This window comes from Allokutzneria oryzae, from assembly GCF_042429765.1.
Classification (GTDB): domain Bacteria; phylum Actinomycetota; class Actinomycetes; order Mycobacteriales; family Pseudonocardiaceae; genus Allokutzneria; species Allokutzneria oryzae.
The window spans coordinates 55,645-70,030 of record NZ_JBHLZU010000017.1; the positions used below are offsets into that span (position 1 = coordinate 55,645).

The window sequence follows — 14,386 nt, forward strand, 5'->3', positions numbered from 1 at the left end:
CTGCCGTGCCGCCCCGCCGCCGTGCTGCTGTGCCGACTGGCCGCCGTGCCGACCGGCCGCCGCGCCACTGTGCGCGGGCCCACCCGTCCCGCGCTGCGCCGACGTGCCGACTCGACTCGGCGCCACGCTGCCGTGCCGACCCGCCGTCACGCTGCCGACTCGACTCGGCGCCACGCTGAGATGCGCGCCCGAGTGGCCTGGCGTGGTCGGGGAGTTTTCGCGTTTTGTAGGCTTAATGCGAAATGAGAGCGCTCTCCCGCGCATTAAGCCTACAAAACGCGAACGAGGGGGCGGGCGTGGCGGGGCTTGGGGGAGGGGTGGACGCTTCGGGTGCGCGGGTGCGCGGGTGCGCGGGTGCGCGGGTGCGCGGGTGCGCGGGTGCGCGAGTGCGCGAGTGCGCGGAGGTGCGGGGCGTGTGTGACGAGGGCTAGGTCTGGAGGGCGTGTACGCGGACGGCGCGCTTGGTGTAGCCGTCCTGCCAGGTCACGTCCTCGTAGGTGAACTCGACGCGCGCCCCGGCGGCGAGGGTCCGGTAGCCCTCAGCCTCGATCGCGGAGAAGTGCGCCCACACCGGGGAGTCCAGGCCCGGCGCGGTCAGCACGCCCCAGCCCTGCTCGTCGTGCCACTCCCGCACCTCACCGATCATGTCCGCAGCGTATGGCCGCCCGCCGATCGTCGCATCGGATTGGTCGCTCACGAGGTTGTTTCCGACTTTCGACCGATGGTCCGGACCTGTTGGCGCTCAATACAGTCCGCTGGGGCGGCGGGCCGCGCGCGCCCGGTGAGAGAGGGTGGTGCGAGTGCACTCGTCGGTCCGCGGGTTCCGCGCCTCGGCACTGGCCCTGGTCGCCGCGTTGTCGGTGGCCCTGAGCGTTCTGCCAGCGACGGCCGCGCCGCAGCGGCCCGGTCCTGGCAAGCTGGCGGCGATCGACCCGATGAACTGGGAGAACCCCCAGGACATGACGTGGTCGGACTACCGCAAGGTGCCCGGGACGAACTGGGCCGACCCTGCGGGCAAGCCGTCCAAGCGGATGTTCAAGGGCGCGCTGGTGCTCGCGGACTACCCCGACCAGGACTTCGTGGTCACCAAGCCGCCGCGCTCCGACGTCTTCGGCAACCCCTCGCAGCTGGCCAACAACATCCCGCGCGCGCAGGTCGCGAAGTTCTACCAGGAGTTCCTGAACAAGCCGAACGCGACCAACCGCGGCCACACGCTGCACGAGTACTGGATGGAGGCCTCCGGCGGGCGGATCGGGGTCGAGCTGACCGCGTTCGGCGCGTACCGGATGCCGGGCAAGTCCTACGAGTACGGCATGGAGTTCCAGGGGCCGGAGTCGTGCCCGGCGGGCTCGACGTGCAACCGCAACCTGCGCACCGACGCGGGCGGCGCGTGGCGCGCCGAGGTCGGCAACGAGGTGCCCAAGCAGTTCGACTTCGTGTTCTTCCTCAGCGCCGGTCAGGACGAGTCCTCGACCTGGCAGGAGTTCGGCGAGATGCTGTTCCAGACGAAGGAGGACGTGCCCGACTCCTTCGGCCCGCCGGACCCCAAGCTGCCGAACTGGGCCAAGACCCGCTACGTCGAGTGGACCTCGTGGAAGGCCGCGTCGGCGATCTGGCCGAACGCGGGCGGCGGGTCCTCCACGCAGGCGGAGAGCTCCGGCCACGGCACCTTCGCGCACGAGCTGAGCCACATCCTCGGCATCGGCGACAACTACAACAACCCGTTCGGCAAGCCGCCCGTGCGGGCCTTCACCGGCCCGTGGGAGATGATGAGCCGCGGCACGTTCAACGGTCCCGGCGGCACGCACACGCGCTGGAAGATCCCGCCGGACGCCGGTGGCGCCATGGGCTCGCACCACATGCTGCGCACCAAGGCGAAGCTGGAGATCGTGGACCCGGCGAACGTCCTGCAGCTCGAACGCGACGCGCTCGCCAAGTCCGGCGTCATCACCGCGAAGGTCACCGCGCGCGAGGCGCAGCCGGGCAAGGGCGGCCTGATGGGCCTCAACGTCGCGATGAAGACCGGGGACAAGTCGCCGAAGTGCAGCCAGAGCACGGACCCGCTCTGCGACGGCGGCGGCTACGACAACTACACCGTCGAGGTCGTCGACCGGATGGGCGCGGACTCGTTCACCCCCGACAGCGGGGTGCTGTTCACCAAGACGAAGAACGCCGACGCCACGCCGTTCGAGTGGATCATCGACGCGAACCCGAACGACATCAACCTGGTGGACTTCTACCGCCCGGACGGCACCCCGGTGAAGGTCACCGTCGGCGACCCGCGCCAGCTGGCGGACGCCCCGTTCCGCGCGGGCACCAACTCCGGCAGCACGTACGAGTACGTGGACAAGGCCAACCGCCTGCACTTCTACGTGGCCGACATCCACCGCGACCAGCGCGGCATCCTGTCCTACACCGTTGCGGTGCGCTCGCTGGACGGAGCGGGGCCGCACACCCGCGGACTGGTGCTCGGCCCGGCAGCGGGCTCGCGGCCCGATCGGGACGGCGTCGCCCAGTGCGCTTTCTCGTTGGCCAACACGGGAAGGACGCTCCCGGTCACCGGTCAGCCGCAGGACGTTTCGTCCTATGTGGACGGTGATGTCTACCGGCTGCGCGCGACGGCTCCCGCCGGCTACCGGGCCCAGCTGCCCAACGAGCTGGCCGCGGTCAAGGTGGGCAAGAAGCTCGACATCCCGCTCAACCTCGTCCGCACCGCCGCCCCCACGAGCCCCTTGGTCGAGGCCACCCTCACCGCGATCTCCGAAAGCGACCCCACCAAGACTGCGACCGCCACGTGCCTCGTCCCCACTCGCTGACCTCCTTCGCGTGTGCGCTCCTCGTCGTGGGGTGCGGAGCGGGCGACGGTGTCGAGGTGAAGGTTCTGGTGCGGGACGGGACCGTGCGGGCGGTCGGGGCGGAGTGTTCCGGGACCGGGGCCTATGCCGCGCTGCACCGGTCGGCGAAGTTCCGGGTGCGGGCGGTCGGCGGGAAGCGGTTGGCCGAGGGGGCCTTGCCCGAGGGCAGAGCCGTCGCGGCGCTCGACGAGGACATCGGTGTGCCACGGGTTCCGACGTTCTGCGAGATGACGTTCAAGGTCGCACTGCCCGCCGCCGAGTACTACGAGCTGGTCGTGGACGGAGCGGAGGAGCCGATCCGCTTGCGCCGCGAGCACCGGCAGGGGCCCGCCGCGGGGGTGGTCCCGTGAGGCGGGCGCTCGCCGCGCTGCTCGTGCTGTTCACGCTGGTGGCCTGCTCGTCGGAGCCGCAGCGCGGCGGGAGACGGGAGCTGCCGGGTCCCGTGCCGGCGGGGGTGAGCTACCGCGAGGCGCGGGGAGCCGCCGCGCCCCGGTTCGAACTGTCGCTTGTGGACGGAACCGTTGTGTCCACAGAGGACTTGTGGCGGGAAAGGCCCGTGGTGCTGGTGTTCTTCAGCTCGTGGTGCGGCCAGTGCGGGCGGGCGCAGCGGGAGTTCACCGAACTGGCCGCCAGGTACCGGGACGTGGTGGCGTTCCTCGGCGTCGCGGGCAGGGACTCCGAGGCGGACCTCAAGCGCTACCTCGACGAGCACGAGGTGAACTACCCGGTCGGCAAGGACGACGAGCAGCAGAGCGCCGGACGCCGGTTCGCGTTGCGCGAGCCCCCGCTGGTCGCCGTGGTCGCCAAGGGCGGCGCGCTGGTCAAGGGCTGGCCGGGCGGGACCACCGCGGCCACCGTCGACGCCGAGCTCGTCAAGCTCGTCGCCCGGACGTGATCGTTTTCTCGGGCGAAACGCGGAAACGCCGTGCCGTGCGGCACTGATCGTGGTTAGTGTCGCTCGCGTGGGCAGTGATGGAGGCACCAGCAGCGCGACCGCGGCGGCCGGGTGGGAGGAGCAGGCCCGCAACTGGGTGGCCTGGGCGCGTGAGCCGGGCTTCGACTCGTACTGGTTCTACCGGGACGGCTTCCTCGACCTCGTCGGGGAGCCGGGCGCGGCGACGCTGGACCTGGGCTGCGGTGAGGGCCGGGTCAGCAGGGACCTCAAGGCGCGCGGGCACCGGGTGACCGGCGTTGACGTCTCGCAGACCATGGTCGACTTCGCCGTCGATGCCGACCCGGACGGCGACTACCGGGTCTGCGACGCCCGCGACCTGCCCTTCGACGACGGCGCTTTCGACGTCGTCGTGGCGTACAACGTCCTCATGGACGTCGACGACCTCGCGGGCTCGCTGGCCGAGGCCGCGCGGGTGCTCGCGCCGGGCGGCAGGCTGTGCGTCGCCACCACGCACCCGCTCAACGACGCGGGGCGCTTCGAGACCGGCCCGGACGGGCGGCGGCGGTTCGTCATCGAGGAGTCCTACTTCGCGCGCAAGCGGGTCGAGGACGAGGTCGAGCGCGACGGCATGCGGATGGTCTTCCACGGCTGGACCACTCCGCTCACCGCGTACACCCGGGCGCTTGAGGAGGCGGGACTGGTGATCGAGTCGATGCGGGAGCCGATCTTCGAGATGAAGGGCAGACGGGACGACCTGATCCCGTACCACCTGTGGACGAGGGCGGTGCGGCCCGCATGAGCGCCGTGCGCCTCACCGGGGACCGGGCGACGCTGCGCGACTGGACGCCCTCGGACGTGGAGCAGCTGCCGGACCTTCTCGCCCCGCACCGGCCCTGGCACGACACCAACGGTCCGTACTTCGGCAGGCCCACCGAGGAGCAGCTGGCCGCCAAGGTCACCAGGATGACCGAGACGGCCGCGCTGCTCCCCGAGGACCTGTCCCACCCCAGGACCTCGCTCGCCGTGGCCGACACCGGCTCGAACCGGCTGATCGGCGAGGTCAGCTGGTACTGGGAGTCCGAGCCGACCGGCTGGCGCAGGATGGGCGTGGTGATCTTCGACGAGGTCTACTGGGGCGGCGGCTACGGCACCGACGCCCTGCGGCTGTGGACCGGCTACCTCTTCGAGACCACCGACGCTCTGCGGCTGGACTTCGCCACCTACTCCGGCAACCAGGGCATGACCGCGGTCGGTCGCAAGCTCGGGTTCACCGAGGAGGCGCGCTTCCGCAACGCGCGCCCGTGGAACGGCGAGGTCTACGACGGGCTCGTTTTCGGGGTGCTGCGCGAGGAATGGCTCGCGCGGGTGGACGGTCTGGGCTGAGGCGTCACCGGCTGGTGCTGACGGAGAAGTTCGAGAAATACGCGTGCACCGTCGACTTCGGTCCCCAGCTGGTGTCGTGGCCGCCGAAGAAGGTGGAGAAGAAAACGCCGCGGAACGGAATCGAGCGGATTCCGCCGACCTCGTTGGCGGAGAGCACCTGGCGGCCGTCGTACCAGACGGTCACGTTGCCGGTGGAGCGGGTGACGGCCTGCTCGATGGTGTGCGTCTGCCCGTCGGCGGCGAAGCGCCAGCTGCCGAGGCCCACGTCCTTGCCGTAGCCGTTGCCGCTGGGCGTGTACACGTAGACCTCGCCCTTGCCGCCGTCGCGCCACATGAACCTGGTGGACCAGCCGCCGTGGCTGCCGCCGCTCTGGCTGCCGGGGTCGCCGCCGTAGAAACCGGGCAGCTTGCCGCCCTTGCCGAAGTCGAAGTTGGCCGGGAACCGCACCTGGTAGCGCAGGTAGAGGGTGTCGGCCCGCTGCAGGTCGCCCCGGCCGACGCGGTTGAGGTCCTGGTAGAACTGGCCGCCGCCGGTGGTCGGGCAGTTGGTGCACGACGGCGCGGAGGAGCCCTTGCCGTAGGTGACGTCGAGCGCGCCACCGCTGGGCTTCATGTCGGTGAAGCCCCACTTGCCGCGGGTGTCGATGCCCCAGCCGTCCGACCACGAGGTCGAGGGGAACCCGGCGAACCCGCCGCTCCACGGTGCGGGCGCTGCGCCCGCGGTTCCTGCCGTCACTGAGATCATTCCGGTGAACACCACGATCGCGAGAAGTGTTCCGCGCAGCCGAGAACCCATTGGCATGTCTGGTCCCTTCGGTCGGCGAGCGTCGTCGCTCCGGCCGCGGCGGTCCGAAAAGAACGGTAAAGGCAAGGCGGGAATTGTTCAAGAATGTCGGCGACATTCATGAATGTGAATATCGGCGTTATGCGGACCGTTGTTCCGTGTGGTGGACGACGGACAGGGTGAGCTTGCGCAGCATCGCTTTCAGCTGGTCGAACTCGGCCGCTTCGAGGCCCATCGCCGGGCCGAGCACCGGCGGCAGCTCCAGTGCCTTCTCCCGCAGTGCCGCGCCCTCCTCAGTGACGGTCACCAGCACGGAGCGCTCGTCGTCCAGCCGCCGCTCCCTGCGCACCAGCCCGGCCTTCTCCAGTCGCTTGAGCAGGGGCGAGAGGGTGCCGTAGTCCAGTTGGAGCGCCGCGCCGAGGTCCTTCACCGGGCACGCGCCGTTCTCCCACAGCGCGAGCAGCACCAGGTACTGCGGATAGGTCAGCCCCAGCTTGTCCAGCAGCGGCCGGTAGAAGCCGGTGACCGCGCGCGACGCCGCGTACAGCGCGAAGCACACCTGGTCGTCGAGCTTCAGGGAGGGTTCGTCGGCGGCGGTCATGCGCCCAGCTTAGCTTCCCCGGCACGAGGTCATCGTGTCCATTTAGCATGTCCTCGCTTACATTGTGCGCGATCTACTTCCAGCGGCGCCGACGGCCCTGGTGGCGGTGGTGGCTTTGGGTAGCGTCGGGGGCGAGGAATAGCCACACCCGACAACGGGTTGTCGCTGACAGCCCCACGATCGAGGAGCCGGACATGGCGACAGTCGAACTGACCACCGAGAACTTCGAGCGGGTTGTCAGCGGTGACAGCACCGTGCTCGTCGACTTCTGGGCATCGTGGTGCGGCCCCTGCCGGATGTTCGCCCCGGTCTACGAGGCCGCCTCGGAGCGGCACGAGGACATCGTGTTCGGGTCGGTCAACACCGAGGAACAGGTGCAGATCGCCTCGGCCTTCGGCATCTCCTCCATTCCCACGCTGATGGTCTTCCGCGAGGGCGTCGTGCTCTACGCGCAGCCCGGCGCGCTGCCGGAGGCGAGCCTGGAGGAGCTGATCTCCCAGGCCCGCGCCGTGGACATGGAGGAGGTCCACCGCAAGGTCGCCGAGCAGAAGCAGCAGGCCGAGAAGTAAGCCGAAGTGCTTGAGCTCGGCCTCACGGCGCAGGACCTGGCGCACACGCGCTTCGCGTTCTCGCCGCTGTGGGAACGCGGCCGAGCGCCCGCCCCGGAGGCGCTCGCCGCCGTGATCGGGCACTCGCGCAGCTTCTGTCCGAACTGGACGCTCCCGCGACTGGACCTTCCTGCGTCGGCAATGGAACTGGCCCGCCGCACCGGCATCACGGCGGGCGGGGTGTCCCACCAGCTCTCCGTGTTGCGCGAGGTTTTCGCGTTGTGGAACGTTAGCGCGATTCGGGAGTGCTCTCGTTCGCGTTAAGGCTCCACAACGCGAACGAGAGGGCGTGCGTGGACGTGTCGCTCCTCCTGGGTGGCCTCGACGCCGGGAAGGGCTGGGGTGCGCATCCACGCGCGCGGCGCGTGGCCTAGTTCGTCGTGAGCAGGAGCTTGCCGGTGGTCTTGCGGCCCTGCAGGTCCTCGTGCGCCTTGCGGGCGTCCGCCAGCGTGTATCGCCCGCCGATCGCGATGTTCAGCGAGCCCGCGGAGATCGCCTCGAACACCTCACCCGCGCGCCACAGCAGTTCCTCGCGCGTCGCCGTGTAGTGCCCCAGCGACGGCCGCGTGATGAACAGCGAGCCGCCCGCGTTGAGGCGCTGCGGGTCGAACGCCGGGACCGCGCCGCTGGCCGCGCCGTAGAGCGCCAGCAGGCCGCGCGGGCGGAGGCTGGACAGGCTCGCGTCGAAGGTGTCCTTGCCGACGCCGTCGTAGACCACGTGCACACCCACGCCGTCGGTGAGCGCGCGGACCCGCTCGGCGACGTCCTGCTCGGTGTAGCGGATGACCTCGTCCGCTCCTGCCTCGCGGGCCAGCTTCTCCTTCTCCTCGGTGGAGACCGTGCCGATGACCCGCCCACCGCGCGCCTTGATCAGTTGCGTGAGCAGCAGGCCCATGCCGCCCGCCGCCGCGTGCACCAGAGCCACCTCGCCCACGGCGACCGGATGAGTGGACGCCGTGAGGTAGTGCGCGGTCATGCCCTGGAGCATCGCGCCCGCCGCGGTTTCGAGGTCCACAGTGGACGGGACGGGGACGAGCGCCGACGCCGGGGCGACGACCTGCTGCGCGTAGCTGCCGATCGCCGAGGCCCACGCCACCTTGTCGCCGACCGCGAACTCGGTGACCCCCTCGCCGAGCGCGGCGACCGTGCCCGCCCCCTCCAGGCCGAGGGTGAACGGCAACGGGATCGGATAGGCGCCGGTGCGGTGATAGGTGTCGATGTAGTTGACCCCGGCGGCGGCCACGTCCACCAGCACCGTGCCCGGTCCGGGCTCCGGCCGGTCGAGCTCCTCGGCGACGAGGACCTCCGGGCCACCGTGGGATCGAACGACTACCGCCCGCATGCTGCCTCCTTGGCTGGGATGACGACACCAGGGCCAACATGCCCGAGGTGCTCGGTGTTCCCGGTCTCAGCCAGTGGTACGCAGCTTCGCCAGCCTGCGCTCGGTCGGCCAGCGCACGTCCCACGCCCAGCCCAGCTTCTCGAAGAACCAGATCACCCGCGCGGAGATGTCGATCTGGCCGCGCAGCACGCCGTGCCGGGCGCAGGTCGGGTCGGAGTGGTGCAGGTTGTGCCAGGACTCGCCGAAGGACAGGATCGCCAGCGGCCAGAAGTTCGCGGCCTTGTCCTTGGACTTGAACGGCCGCTCGCCGATCATGTGGCAGATCGAGTTCACCGACCACGTCACGTGGTGCAGGAACGCGACCCGGACCAGGCCCGCCCAGAAGAACGCGGTCAGCGCGCCCCACCAGGACCAGGTGAGCAGGCCGCCGAGCACGCCGGGCAGCAGGAAGCTCGCCGCGGTCAGGTACGGCAGCAGCCGGTCGATGCGCTGGATGTCGGAGTCGGCCAGCAGGTCCGGCGCGAACCGCTCGGCGTTGGTGACCTCGTTGGTGAACATCCAGCCCATGTGCGCGTGCCAGAAGCCCTTCGCCAGCGCGATCGGGCTGGTGCCGTAGGCCCACGGCGAGTGCGGGTCGCCCTCCTTGTCGGAGAAGGCGTGGTGTCTGCGGTGGTCGGCGACCCACGCGGTCACCTCGCCCTGCACCGCGAGATGACCGCACAGCGCCAAAGCGATCTTCAGCCCCCGCCGTGCCTTGAACGAGCCGTGCGTGAAGTGCCGGTGGTAGCCGATGGTGATCCCGAGCCCGGCCACCGTGAAGAACAGCGCGAACAGCGCCACGTCGACCCAGCCGAGGCCCCAGCCCCACGCCAGCGGGGCCGCGACCAGGAACGCCAGCGTCGGCGGGATCAGCACGAACAGCCGCACCGCCAGGTGCGCCGCCGGGGTTCCGGCCAGCAGGGGCTTGGGCCCCGCCGCCCGAGGGGTGTGTTCGGAGGTCATCGTCATGCGGCCAACCCTGCCGAGGTCTCGGCGCCCGGACACTGGTGCAGGCCCCCGGTCCCGGGTCGGGCGCGCACCCCCGGGGATAGGGTCGGACGATGACCCGGCTGAGCCAGGCGGAGCGCCGCGAGCAGATCGTGGCCGCCGCGCGCCGCGTGCTCGTCGAGCAAGGGGTGCCCGCGGCGACCACCAGGCGCATCGCCGCCGAGGCGCAGGTGCACGTCGGGCTGCTGCACTACCACTTCGCCACCAAGGACGAGCTGTTCGCCGCGGTGATGTCGCAGATCACCGCGGACCTGGTGGACTACGTGCGCACCGCGTCGCCGGAGGAGGCCACGATCCAGCGGTGCGTGCACGACCTGCTCACCGGGGCGATGGCCGCGGAGGACAGCCTGCCGGGGATCGAGCTCGCGTACCTCCAGCTCACCATCGCGCTGATGCGCAGCCCGGAGCTCTCGGCGCTGGCCACCGCGAAGTACCAGACCCTGCTGGACGCCCTCGCCGAGCGGTTTCGCGCGACGCCGAACCCGCCGGAGGACCCCGACCAGCTGGCGCTGGTGTTCCTGACCGTGCTCGACGGCCTCGTGGTGCTCACTTCGGCGCTGCCGGAAGCCGGTGGGCTGCTGGCGGCGGCCGAACGAACGATTCTCTCCGGTGCCGGCTCCGCAACGACCGCCTGAATTAACTCGAACGGGTTAGCGTATTCCAGGGCTTCTTGATTTTGCCACGCGCGTATTTAACGATTCCTTCGTCGACCCCCTGCACAGAGTTGATCACCCCCTGCGAAAACCGGAAGTTGCGTGTGATGGCCCAAGCCCTGGAGTCGTGGATCGAATCCGACGTCCGGCCCTTCGAGGACAAATCGCTGTCGTATTTGTCTCAGTATCATTTCTTTCGAGATCCGACAAGGCCGGCGTTCCACGATCCCGGCCTGTTCTTCTCGCCCGCCGACGGCATCCTGCTCTACCAGGGCGTGGTCAAGGCGGACGAGCCGCTGGTGGAGATCAAGGGAGTGCCGTACACGCCGCGCGCGGCCTTACGCGACCCCGATTTCGACCGGCCCAGTCTCGTCATCGGGATCTTCATGACCTTTTTCGACGTCCATGTCAACCGCATTCCCTATTCGGGGCGGTTGTCCTGGCGGATGGTCGAGCCCGTCGACACGCTCAACCATCCGATGCTGGCCATGGAGCAGAACCTGTTGGCGGACCTGCGCATCGATCCGGCACGTGCCGGATACCTGCATCACAACCAGCGCGTGGTGAACCGGATCGACGTGCCCGCGCTGCGCCAGTCCTACTACGTGCTGCAGATCGCCGACTACGACGTGGACTCCGTCACCCCGTTCTCCCTGCGGCAGAACCGGCAGGTCTTCCAGGGCCGGCGGTTCTCCCAGATCCGCTACGGCTCCCAGGTCGAGCTCGTGATCCCGTTGTCGGAGCACCTGGAGTTCGTCCCCCTGCAGGAAACCGGGACGCACGTGCAGGCGGGGGTCGACCCGCTGGTCCGCGTGCTGTTCCCGCACGAGAGCCCGGAAGGAAGAGCAACAGCATGATCGCCGTTGCCCCGTCGCAGCCCCCGCTGGAGCCCTGGCAGGCCGCGACGGCACCCGCGAACCCGACCCAGCTGGCGCGGCCGGCGTTCCTGATGAACGCGCCGTTCTCCTACGCGCCGGAGAGCACGGCAGGCGCCGACGAGGCCCCCCGGCCGCGCAAGGCTTTCGCGCAGTTCTTCGACCTCTACAACTTCGTCGCCTCCGAGGCGCTGGTCACCCTGCTGCCCACCCCGTCGGCGACCGGCTTGCCGGAGCTGGTGTTCACCGCGAACCTCGGTGTGGTCCTCGAGCACCACGCGAACCGGAACACGGCGGTGATCTCCAACTACACCACCGTGTCCCGGCGGGCGGAGACGGTGATCGGCGTCGACTTCCTCCGCGCCATGGGCTACGACACCCACGTTCCCGAGACCCACTTCGAGGGCGAGGCCGACCTCAAACACCTGCACGGCAACGTCTACGTCGGCGGATACGGCCAGCGGTCCGAAGTGGACACCTACGACTGGATGGAGCGGACCTTCGACATGAAGGTGGTCCGGCTGGCCATGACCGATCCGGGACTGCCGCACCTCGAACGCACCGTTTTCCCGCTCACCAAGGAGAAAACCCTGGTGTGCACCGAGCTCTACCAGCGGGCGGAGCTGGTAGAGCTCGAACGGCACACCGAGATCATCGACGTGTCCGTTGAGGACTGCCGCGCGGGTGCCTGCGGCTCGGTGCGGCTGCACAACGTCCTGCTGAACTCCTCGCACATCCACGACCTGCGCGCGGGAACCGAGGAGTACCACAGGGAAGTCGTGAAGAACCGGCGCATCGAGGACATCGCGTCCTCGGTCGCCTTCGAGGTGAACTACGTCAACCTCTCCGAGTACCGCCGGGGTGGCGCGCTGCTGTCGGGCATGCTGCTGCACCTCAACCGGTTCTCGTACGCGTTCCAGCTGCTGTGACCCTGCCCGTGATCCCACTCTGAGTCGAGACGGGGGCGCCGACGGTGGTCGGCGCCCCCAGCTCCTCAGCTCTCCTGCTCAGCTCTCCAGCGCGATCCGGCGGGCAAGGCCCAGCGGCAGCGCGCCGGAGCCGGCGATCTTCGCGTTGAAGGACCGCACGTCACCGCGGCCCGCCGCGAGGTAGTCGGCGCGGATCTTCTCGATCTCCAGGCTGCCCGTCAGGTACGACGGGGCCTGCGTCGGCCACGCGCAGTACCGGTTGACCTCGCCGACCGCGGTGCCCGGCGTGAGCGAGGCCTTGGTGGCCATGTGCCGCTCGGCCTGCTCGATGGTCATGTCCCCGCAGTGCAGAGCGGTGTCCACCACGATCCTGGCGGCGCGGAAGATCCGCGCGTCCAGGTGTGCCAGCTCGTGCGCCGGGTCGGCGAAGTACCCGTTCTCGCTCAGCAGCCGCTCCGCGTAGAGCGCCCAGCCCTCGGAGAAGTACGGCGTGCGGAACAGCTTGCGGACGGTGCGGTCGCCGCCCGCCATCCACGACAGGTGCCAGTGGTGGCCGGGGTACGCCTCGTGCACCGCGATGGTGGGCATCTGCGCCCGCGCGTTGGTGGCCAGCCGCTGCCGGACCTGCTCCTCGGTGAACTCCTCCGGGGTGAACGGCACGAAGAAGTGGCCCAGCCGCGAGGAGGTCAGCGGCGGCGGCGCGATGTAGAACGCCACCGACAGGATCGGCCGCTGGAAACCGGGGGAGGGCACCACGCGGCACTCCTCGCCCTCGGCGAAGGGCACCAGGTCGTTGTCGATGAGGAACTGCCGGGCCCGTTCGGTCTCGGCCGCGTACTCCGCGCGCATCGCCTCCAGCGTCGGCGGGTGGTCGGCCTGCAACGCGGTCATCACCGCGTGCCAGTCCTCGGAGCCGCCGGGCACCTTCGTGGCCAGCTCCCGCATCTGCGTGTCCAGCTCGGCGTAGACGGCCTCGCCGCGCTCGTGCAGCTCCGTCGCGCCGTAGCCCAGCAGCTCCCGCTCCCGCAGCAGCGCGGAGTACCGCTTCTCGCCGAGCCGCCAGTCGCCCTGGGCGCGCTCGGCGAACTCCTCCAGCCAGACCGCGAGCTCGTCGAAGGCGGCGGCGGCGGGCTCGGCGGCCTCGACGAGCCCGCGGCGCAGGGCCTCGTCGGCGACCTCGCCGGGCAGCGAGGAGGTGAGGAACGCGCGGGCGCTGCGCGCCTGCCCCAGCGCCCGCCGCACGACCAGCGCGGGGGCGATCGAGGCGTCCAGGTTGGCCTTGCAGGCGGCGAGCGAGCCGGGCACCTCGCGCAGCCGGGCGACGGCGGAGGCGACCAGCTCGGCCTCCGGGCGCAGCCGGTGCAGGAAGAGGGTGAACAGTCCGGAGAGGATCGGGCCGACGTAGACGGCGGGGTCGCGCCGCCACTCGGGCTCGTCGGCCAGGATCGTCTCGCCGCGCAGCGTGGCCACCACGAGGTCGCGGTCGACGGAGTCGTCCAGGGACAGGCCGGCGCCGTCCACGGCGGCGAAGCGGTCCAGCCACTGGCGTGTCTCCGCGTCGCGGCGGGCCCACGCGGCGGCGGACTGGTCGCCGAGGGTGTCCTCGCGACCGGTGGCGCCCAGCAGCGTGGCCCGGACCGGGTAGGCGTCCAGGTGCCACTCGACGAAGGAGTCCAGAAGGGTTCGCAGTTCGGTCACCCCAGGGAACTTAGCCTTTCTAACGACTTGTGTCTCGGGTTTACCCTTCCGCCCGTGGATCTGGGGCTGCTCGGCCAAGCGGCGGGGATGTTCACCGTCACCAACATCGACGACCTGCTGCTGCTCGCGCTGTTCTTCGCCCGTCCTGGCGCGGTGCACTCGCGTGTGGTGATGGGCCAGTACCTGGGCTTTTCGGCCATCCTGGCGCTCTCCGTCGTGGGCGCGCTCGGCGCGACACTGCTGCCGGAACCCGCCCGCCCCTACCTCGGCCTGCTGCCGTTGCTGCTCGGGCTGCGCGCGGCGTGGGCTGCCTGGAGCGACTCGCCGGAGGAGGGCTCTGCGGCTCCACCGGCCCCCGGCGTGCTCGCGGTGGCGGCGGTGACCCTGGCCAACGGCGGCGACAACATCGGCGTCTACGTGCCGGTCTTCACCGCCAGCGGACTCGGCGCGCTGCTGGTCTACGTCGCGGTCTTCCTGGCACTGGTCGGCGTGTGGTGTGTCGTGGGGCGGTACCTGGCGGGCAGGCAGGCCGTGGCGCGGGTGCTCTCCCGATGGGGACACGTGCTCCTGCCCGTCGTCCTGGTGGGAATCGGCGTGCTGATCCTCTTCGGCGGCTAGCGCCCCGTCCGGTTCGTCGCCCCGACCCGACGCCGCTCCACCGCCCGCTCCGTCCCGTCGCTGCCCGCTCCGCCGCCCGCTCCGTCCCGTCGCTGCCC

The 14,386-nt window shown here is 70.3% G+C and carries 16 protein-coding genes; 10 read left to right on the top strand and 6 right to left on the bottom strand.

The window, feature by feature from the left end; translation table 11 throughout:
* Positions 1-427: 427 nt before the first annotated feature.
* A complete protein-coding gene (locus ACFFQA_RS19025) occupies positions 428-646 on the bottom strand; it encodes a cold-shock protein (RefSeq protein ID WP_377853661.1) in 219 nt (72 codons plus the stop codon).
* A 154-nt stretch (positions 647-800) separates the two neighbouring features.
* On the opposite strand from ACFFQA_RS19025, the gene ACFFQA_RS19030 reads away from it, so the two are divergent.
* From ACFFQA_RS19030 to ACFFQA_RS19050, 5 genes are all read left to right on the top strand, one after another.
* Positions 801-2,816: a M6 family metalloprotease domain-containing protein gene (locus ACFFQA_RS19030; RefSeq protein WP_377853664.1), complete on the top strand. Its 2,016-nt coding sequence runs from the start codon at positions 801-803 to the stop codon at positions 2,814-2,816.
* A gap of 56 nt (positions 2,817-2,872) precedes the next feature.
* Positions 2,873-3,205 (top strand): hypothetical protein, encoded by a 333-nt coding sequence (locus ACFFQA_RS19035; protein ID WP_377853667.1) that lies wholly within the window; start codon positions 2,873-2,875, stop codon positions 3,203-3,205.
* The gene (locus ACFFQA_RS19040; protein WP_377853670.1) at positions 3,202-3,750 is read left to right on the top strand and encodes a TlpA family protein disulfide reductase; all 549 of its coding nucleotides are present in this window, start codon (positions 3,202-3,204) and stop codon (positions 3,748-3,750) included. Before ACFFQA_RS19035 ends, ACFFQA_RS19040 begins: the two co-directional genes overlap by 4 nt.
* A 67-nt stretch (positions 3,751-3,817) precedes the next feature.
* Positions 3,818-4,549, top strand: a complete 732-nt coding sequence (locus tag ACFFQA_RS19045; RefSeq protein WP_377853673.1) for a class I SAM-dependent methyltransferase — start codon at positions 3,818-3,820, stop codon at positions 4,547-4,549.
* Complete coding sequence (locus ACFFQA_RS19050; protein WP_377853676.1) at positions 4,546-5,133, top strand: GNAT family N-acetyltransferase; 588 nt, start codon at positions 4,546-4,548, stop codon at positions 5,131-5,133. The genes ACFFQA_RS19045 and ACFFQA_RS19050 overlap by 4 nt, the downstream gene beginning before the upstream one ends.
* A gap of 4 nt (positions 5,134-5,137) precedes the next feature.
* On the opposite strand, the gene ACFFQA_RS19055 is transcribed toward ACFFQA_RS19050, so the two are convergent.
* Positions 5,138-5,935, bottom strand: coding sequence for a polysaccharide lyase (locus ACFFQA_RS19055; protein WP_377853679.1), 798 nt, complete (start codon positions 5,933-5,935; stop codon positions 5,138-5,140).
* A gap of 121 nt (positions 5,936-6,056) precedes the next feature.
* On the bottom strand, positions 6,057-6,518 hold the full coding sequence (locus ACFFQA_RS19060; RefSeq protein WP_377853682.1) for a MarR family winged helix-turn-helix transcriptional regulator: 462 nt from the start codon (positions 6,516-6,518) through the stop codon (positions 6,057-6,059).
* Positions 6,519-6,712: 194 nt separating this feature from the next.
* Between ACFFQA_RS19060 and trxA the strand changes: the two genes are divergently transcribed.
* Positions 6,713-7,087 (top strand): thioredoxin, encoded by a 375-nt coding sequence (gene trxA, locus ACFFQA_RS19065; protein ID WP_377853685.1) that lies wholly within the window; start codon positions 6,713-6,715, stop codon positions 7,085-7,087.
* Positions 7,088-7,496: 409 nt separating this feature from the next.
* Here the strand turns inward: trxA and ACFFQA_RS19070 are convergent, their stop codons facing one another.
* A complete protein-coding gene (locus ACFFQA_RS19070) occupies positions 7,497-8,468 on the bottom strand; it encodes a quinone oxidoreductase family protein (RefSeq protein WP_377853688.1) in 972 nt (323 codons plus the stop codon).
* A gap of 66 nt (positions 8,469-8,534) precedes the next feature.
* On the bottom strand, positions 8,535-9,476 hold the full coding sequence (locus ACFFQA_RS19075; protein ID WP_377853691.1) for an acyl-CoA desaturase: 942 nt from the start codon (positions 9,474-9,476) through the stop codon (positions 8,535-8,537).
* 92 nt (positions 9,477-9,568) lie between these two features.
* Between ACFFQA_RS19075 and ACFFQA_RS19080 the strand changes: the two genes are divergently transcribed.
* The 3 genes from ACFFQA_RS19080 (at position 9,569) to ACFFQA_RS19090 (ending at position 11,972) form a co-directional block, all read left to right on the top strand.
* Positions 9,569-10,150 carry a TetR/AcrR family transcriptional regulator gene (locus ACFFQA_RS19080; RefSeq protein WP_377853693.1) on the top strand — a complete coding sequence of 194 codons (582 nt, stop codon included), beginning with the start codon at positions 9,569-9,571 and terminating at the stop codon, positions 10,148-10,150.
* A 125-nt stretch (positions 10,151-10,275) separates the two neighbouring features.
* Positions 10,276-11,025, top strand: coding sequence for a phosphatidylserine decarboxylase (locus ACFFQA_RS19085; protein ID WP_377853696.1), 750 nt, complete (start codon positions 10,276-10,278; stop codon positions 11,023-11,025).
* Positions 11,022-11,972, top strand: a complete 951-nt coding sequence (locus tag ACFFQA_RS19090) for an amidinotransferase (RefSeq protein WP_377853698.1) — start codon at positions 11,022-11,024, stop codon at positions 11,970-11,972. The genes ACFFQA_RS19085 and ACFFQA_RS19090 overlap by 4 nt, the downstream gene beginning before the upstream one ends.
* Positions 11,973-12,050: 78 nt before the next feature.
* Here ACFFQA_RS19090 and ACFFQA_RS19095 read toward each other — a convergent pair whose 3' ends face one another.
* Positions 12,051-13,670 (bottom strand): DUF885 domain-containing protein, encoded by a 1,620-nt coding sequence (locus ACFFQA_RS19095; protein WP_377853701.1) that lies wholly within the window; start codon positions 13,668-13,670, stop codon positions 12,051-12,053.
* A gap of 54 nt (positions 13,671-13,724) precedes the next feature.
* Here ACFFQA_RS19095 and ACFFQA_RS19100 point away from each other — a divergent pair, with 54 nt between their 5' ends.
* Entirely contained in the window at positions 13,725-14,288 is a 564-nt protein-coding gene (locus tag ACFFQA_RS19100; protein ID WP_377853703.1) for a cadmium resistance transporter, read from the top strand.
* Positions 14,289-14,386 lie beyond the last annotated feature (98 nt).

Excerpts from the sequence above, each read along its gene's own strand:
- ACFFQA_RS19025 (WP_377853661.1), bottom strand. The coding sequence starts at position 646 with ATGATCGGTGAGGTGCGGGAGTGGCACGACGAGCAGGGCTGGGGCGTG.
- trxA (WP_377853685.1), top strand. The coding sequence starts at position 6,713 with ATGGCGACAGTCGAACTGACCACCGAGAACTTCGAGCGGGTTGTCAGC.
- ACFFQA_RS19055 (WP_377853679.1), bottom strand. The coding sequence starts at position 5,935 with ATGCCAATGGGTTCTCGGCTGCGCGGAACACTTCTCGCGATCGTGGTG.
- ACFFQA_RS19075 (WP_377853691.1), bottom strand. The coding sequence starts at position 9,476 with ATGACGATGACCTCCGAACACACCCCTCGGGCGGCGGGGCCCAAGCCC.
- ACFFQA_RS19085 (WP_377853696.1), top strand. The coding sequence starts at position 10,276 with ATGGCCCAAGCCCTGGAGTCGTGGATCGAATCCGACGTCCGGCCCTTC.
- ACFFQA_RS19050 (WP_377853676.1), top strand. The coding sequence starts at position 4,546 with ATGAGCGCCGTGCGCCTCACCGGGGACCGGGCGACGCTGCGCGACTGG.
- ACFFQA_RS19080 (WP_377853693.1), top strand. The coding sequence starts at position 9,569 with ATGACCCGGCTGAGCCAGGCGGAGCGCCGCGAGCAGATCGTGGCCGCC.
- ACFFQA_RS19090 (WP_377853698.1), top strand. The coding sequence starts at position 11,022 with ATGATCGCCGTTGCCCCGTCGCAGCCCCCGCTGGAGCCCTGGCAGGCC.
- ACFFQA_RS19070 (WP_377853688.1), bottom strand. The coding sequence starts at position 8,468 with ATGCGGGCGGTAGTCGTTCGATCCCACGGTGGCCCGGAGGTCCTCGTC.
- ACFFQA_RS19060 (WP_377853682.1), bottom strand. The coding sequence starts at position 6,518 with ATGACCGCCGCCGACGAACCCTCCCTGAAGCTCGACGACCAGGTGTGC.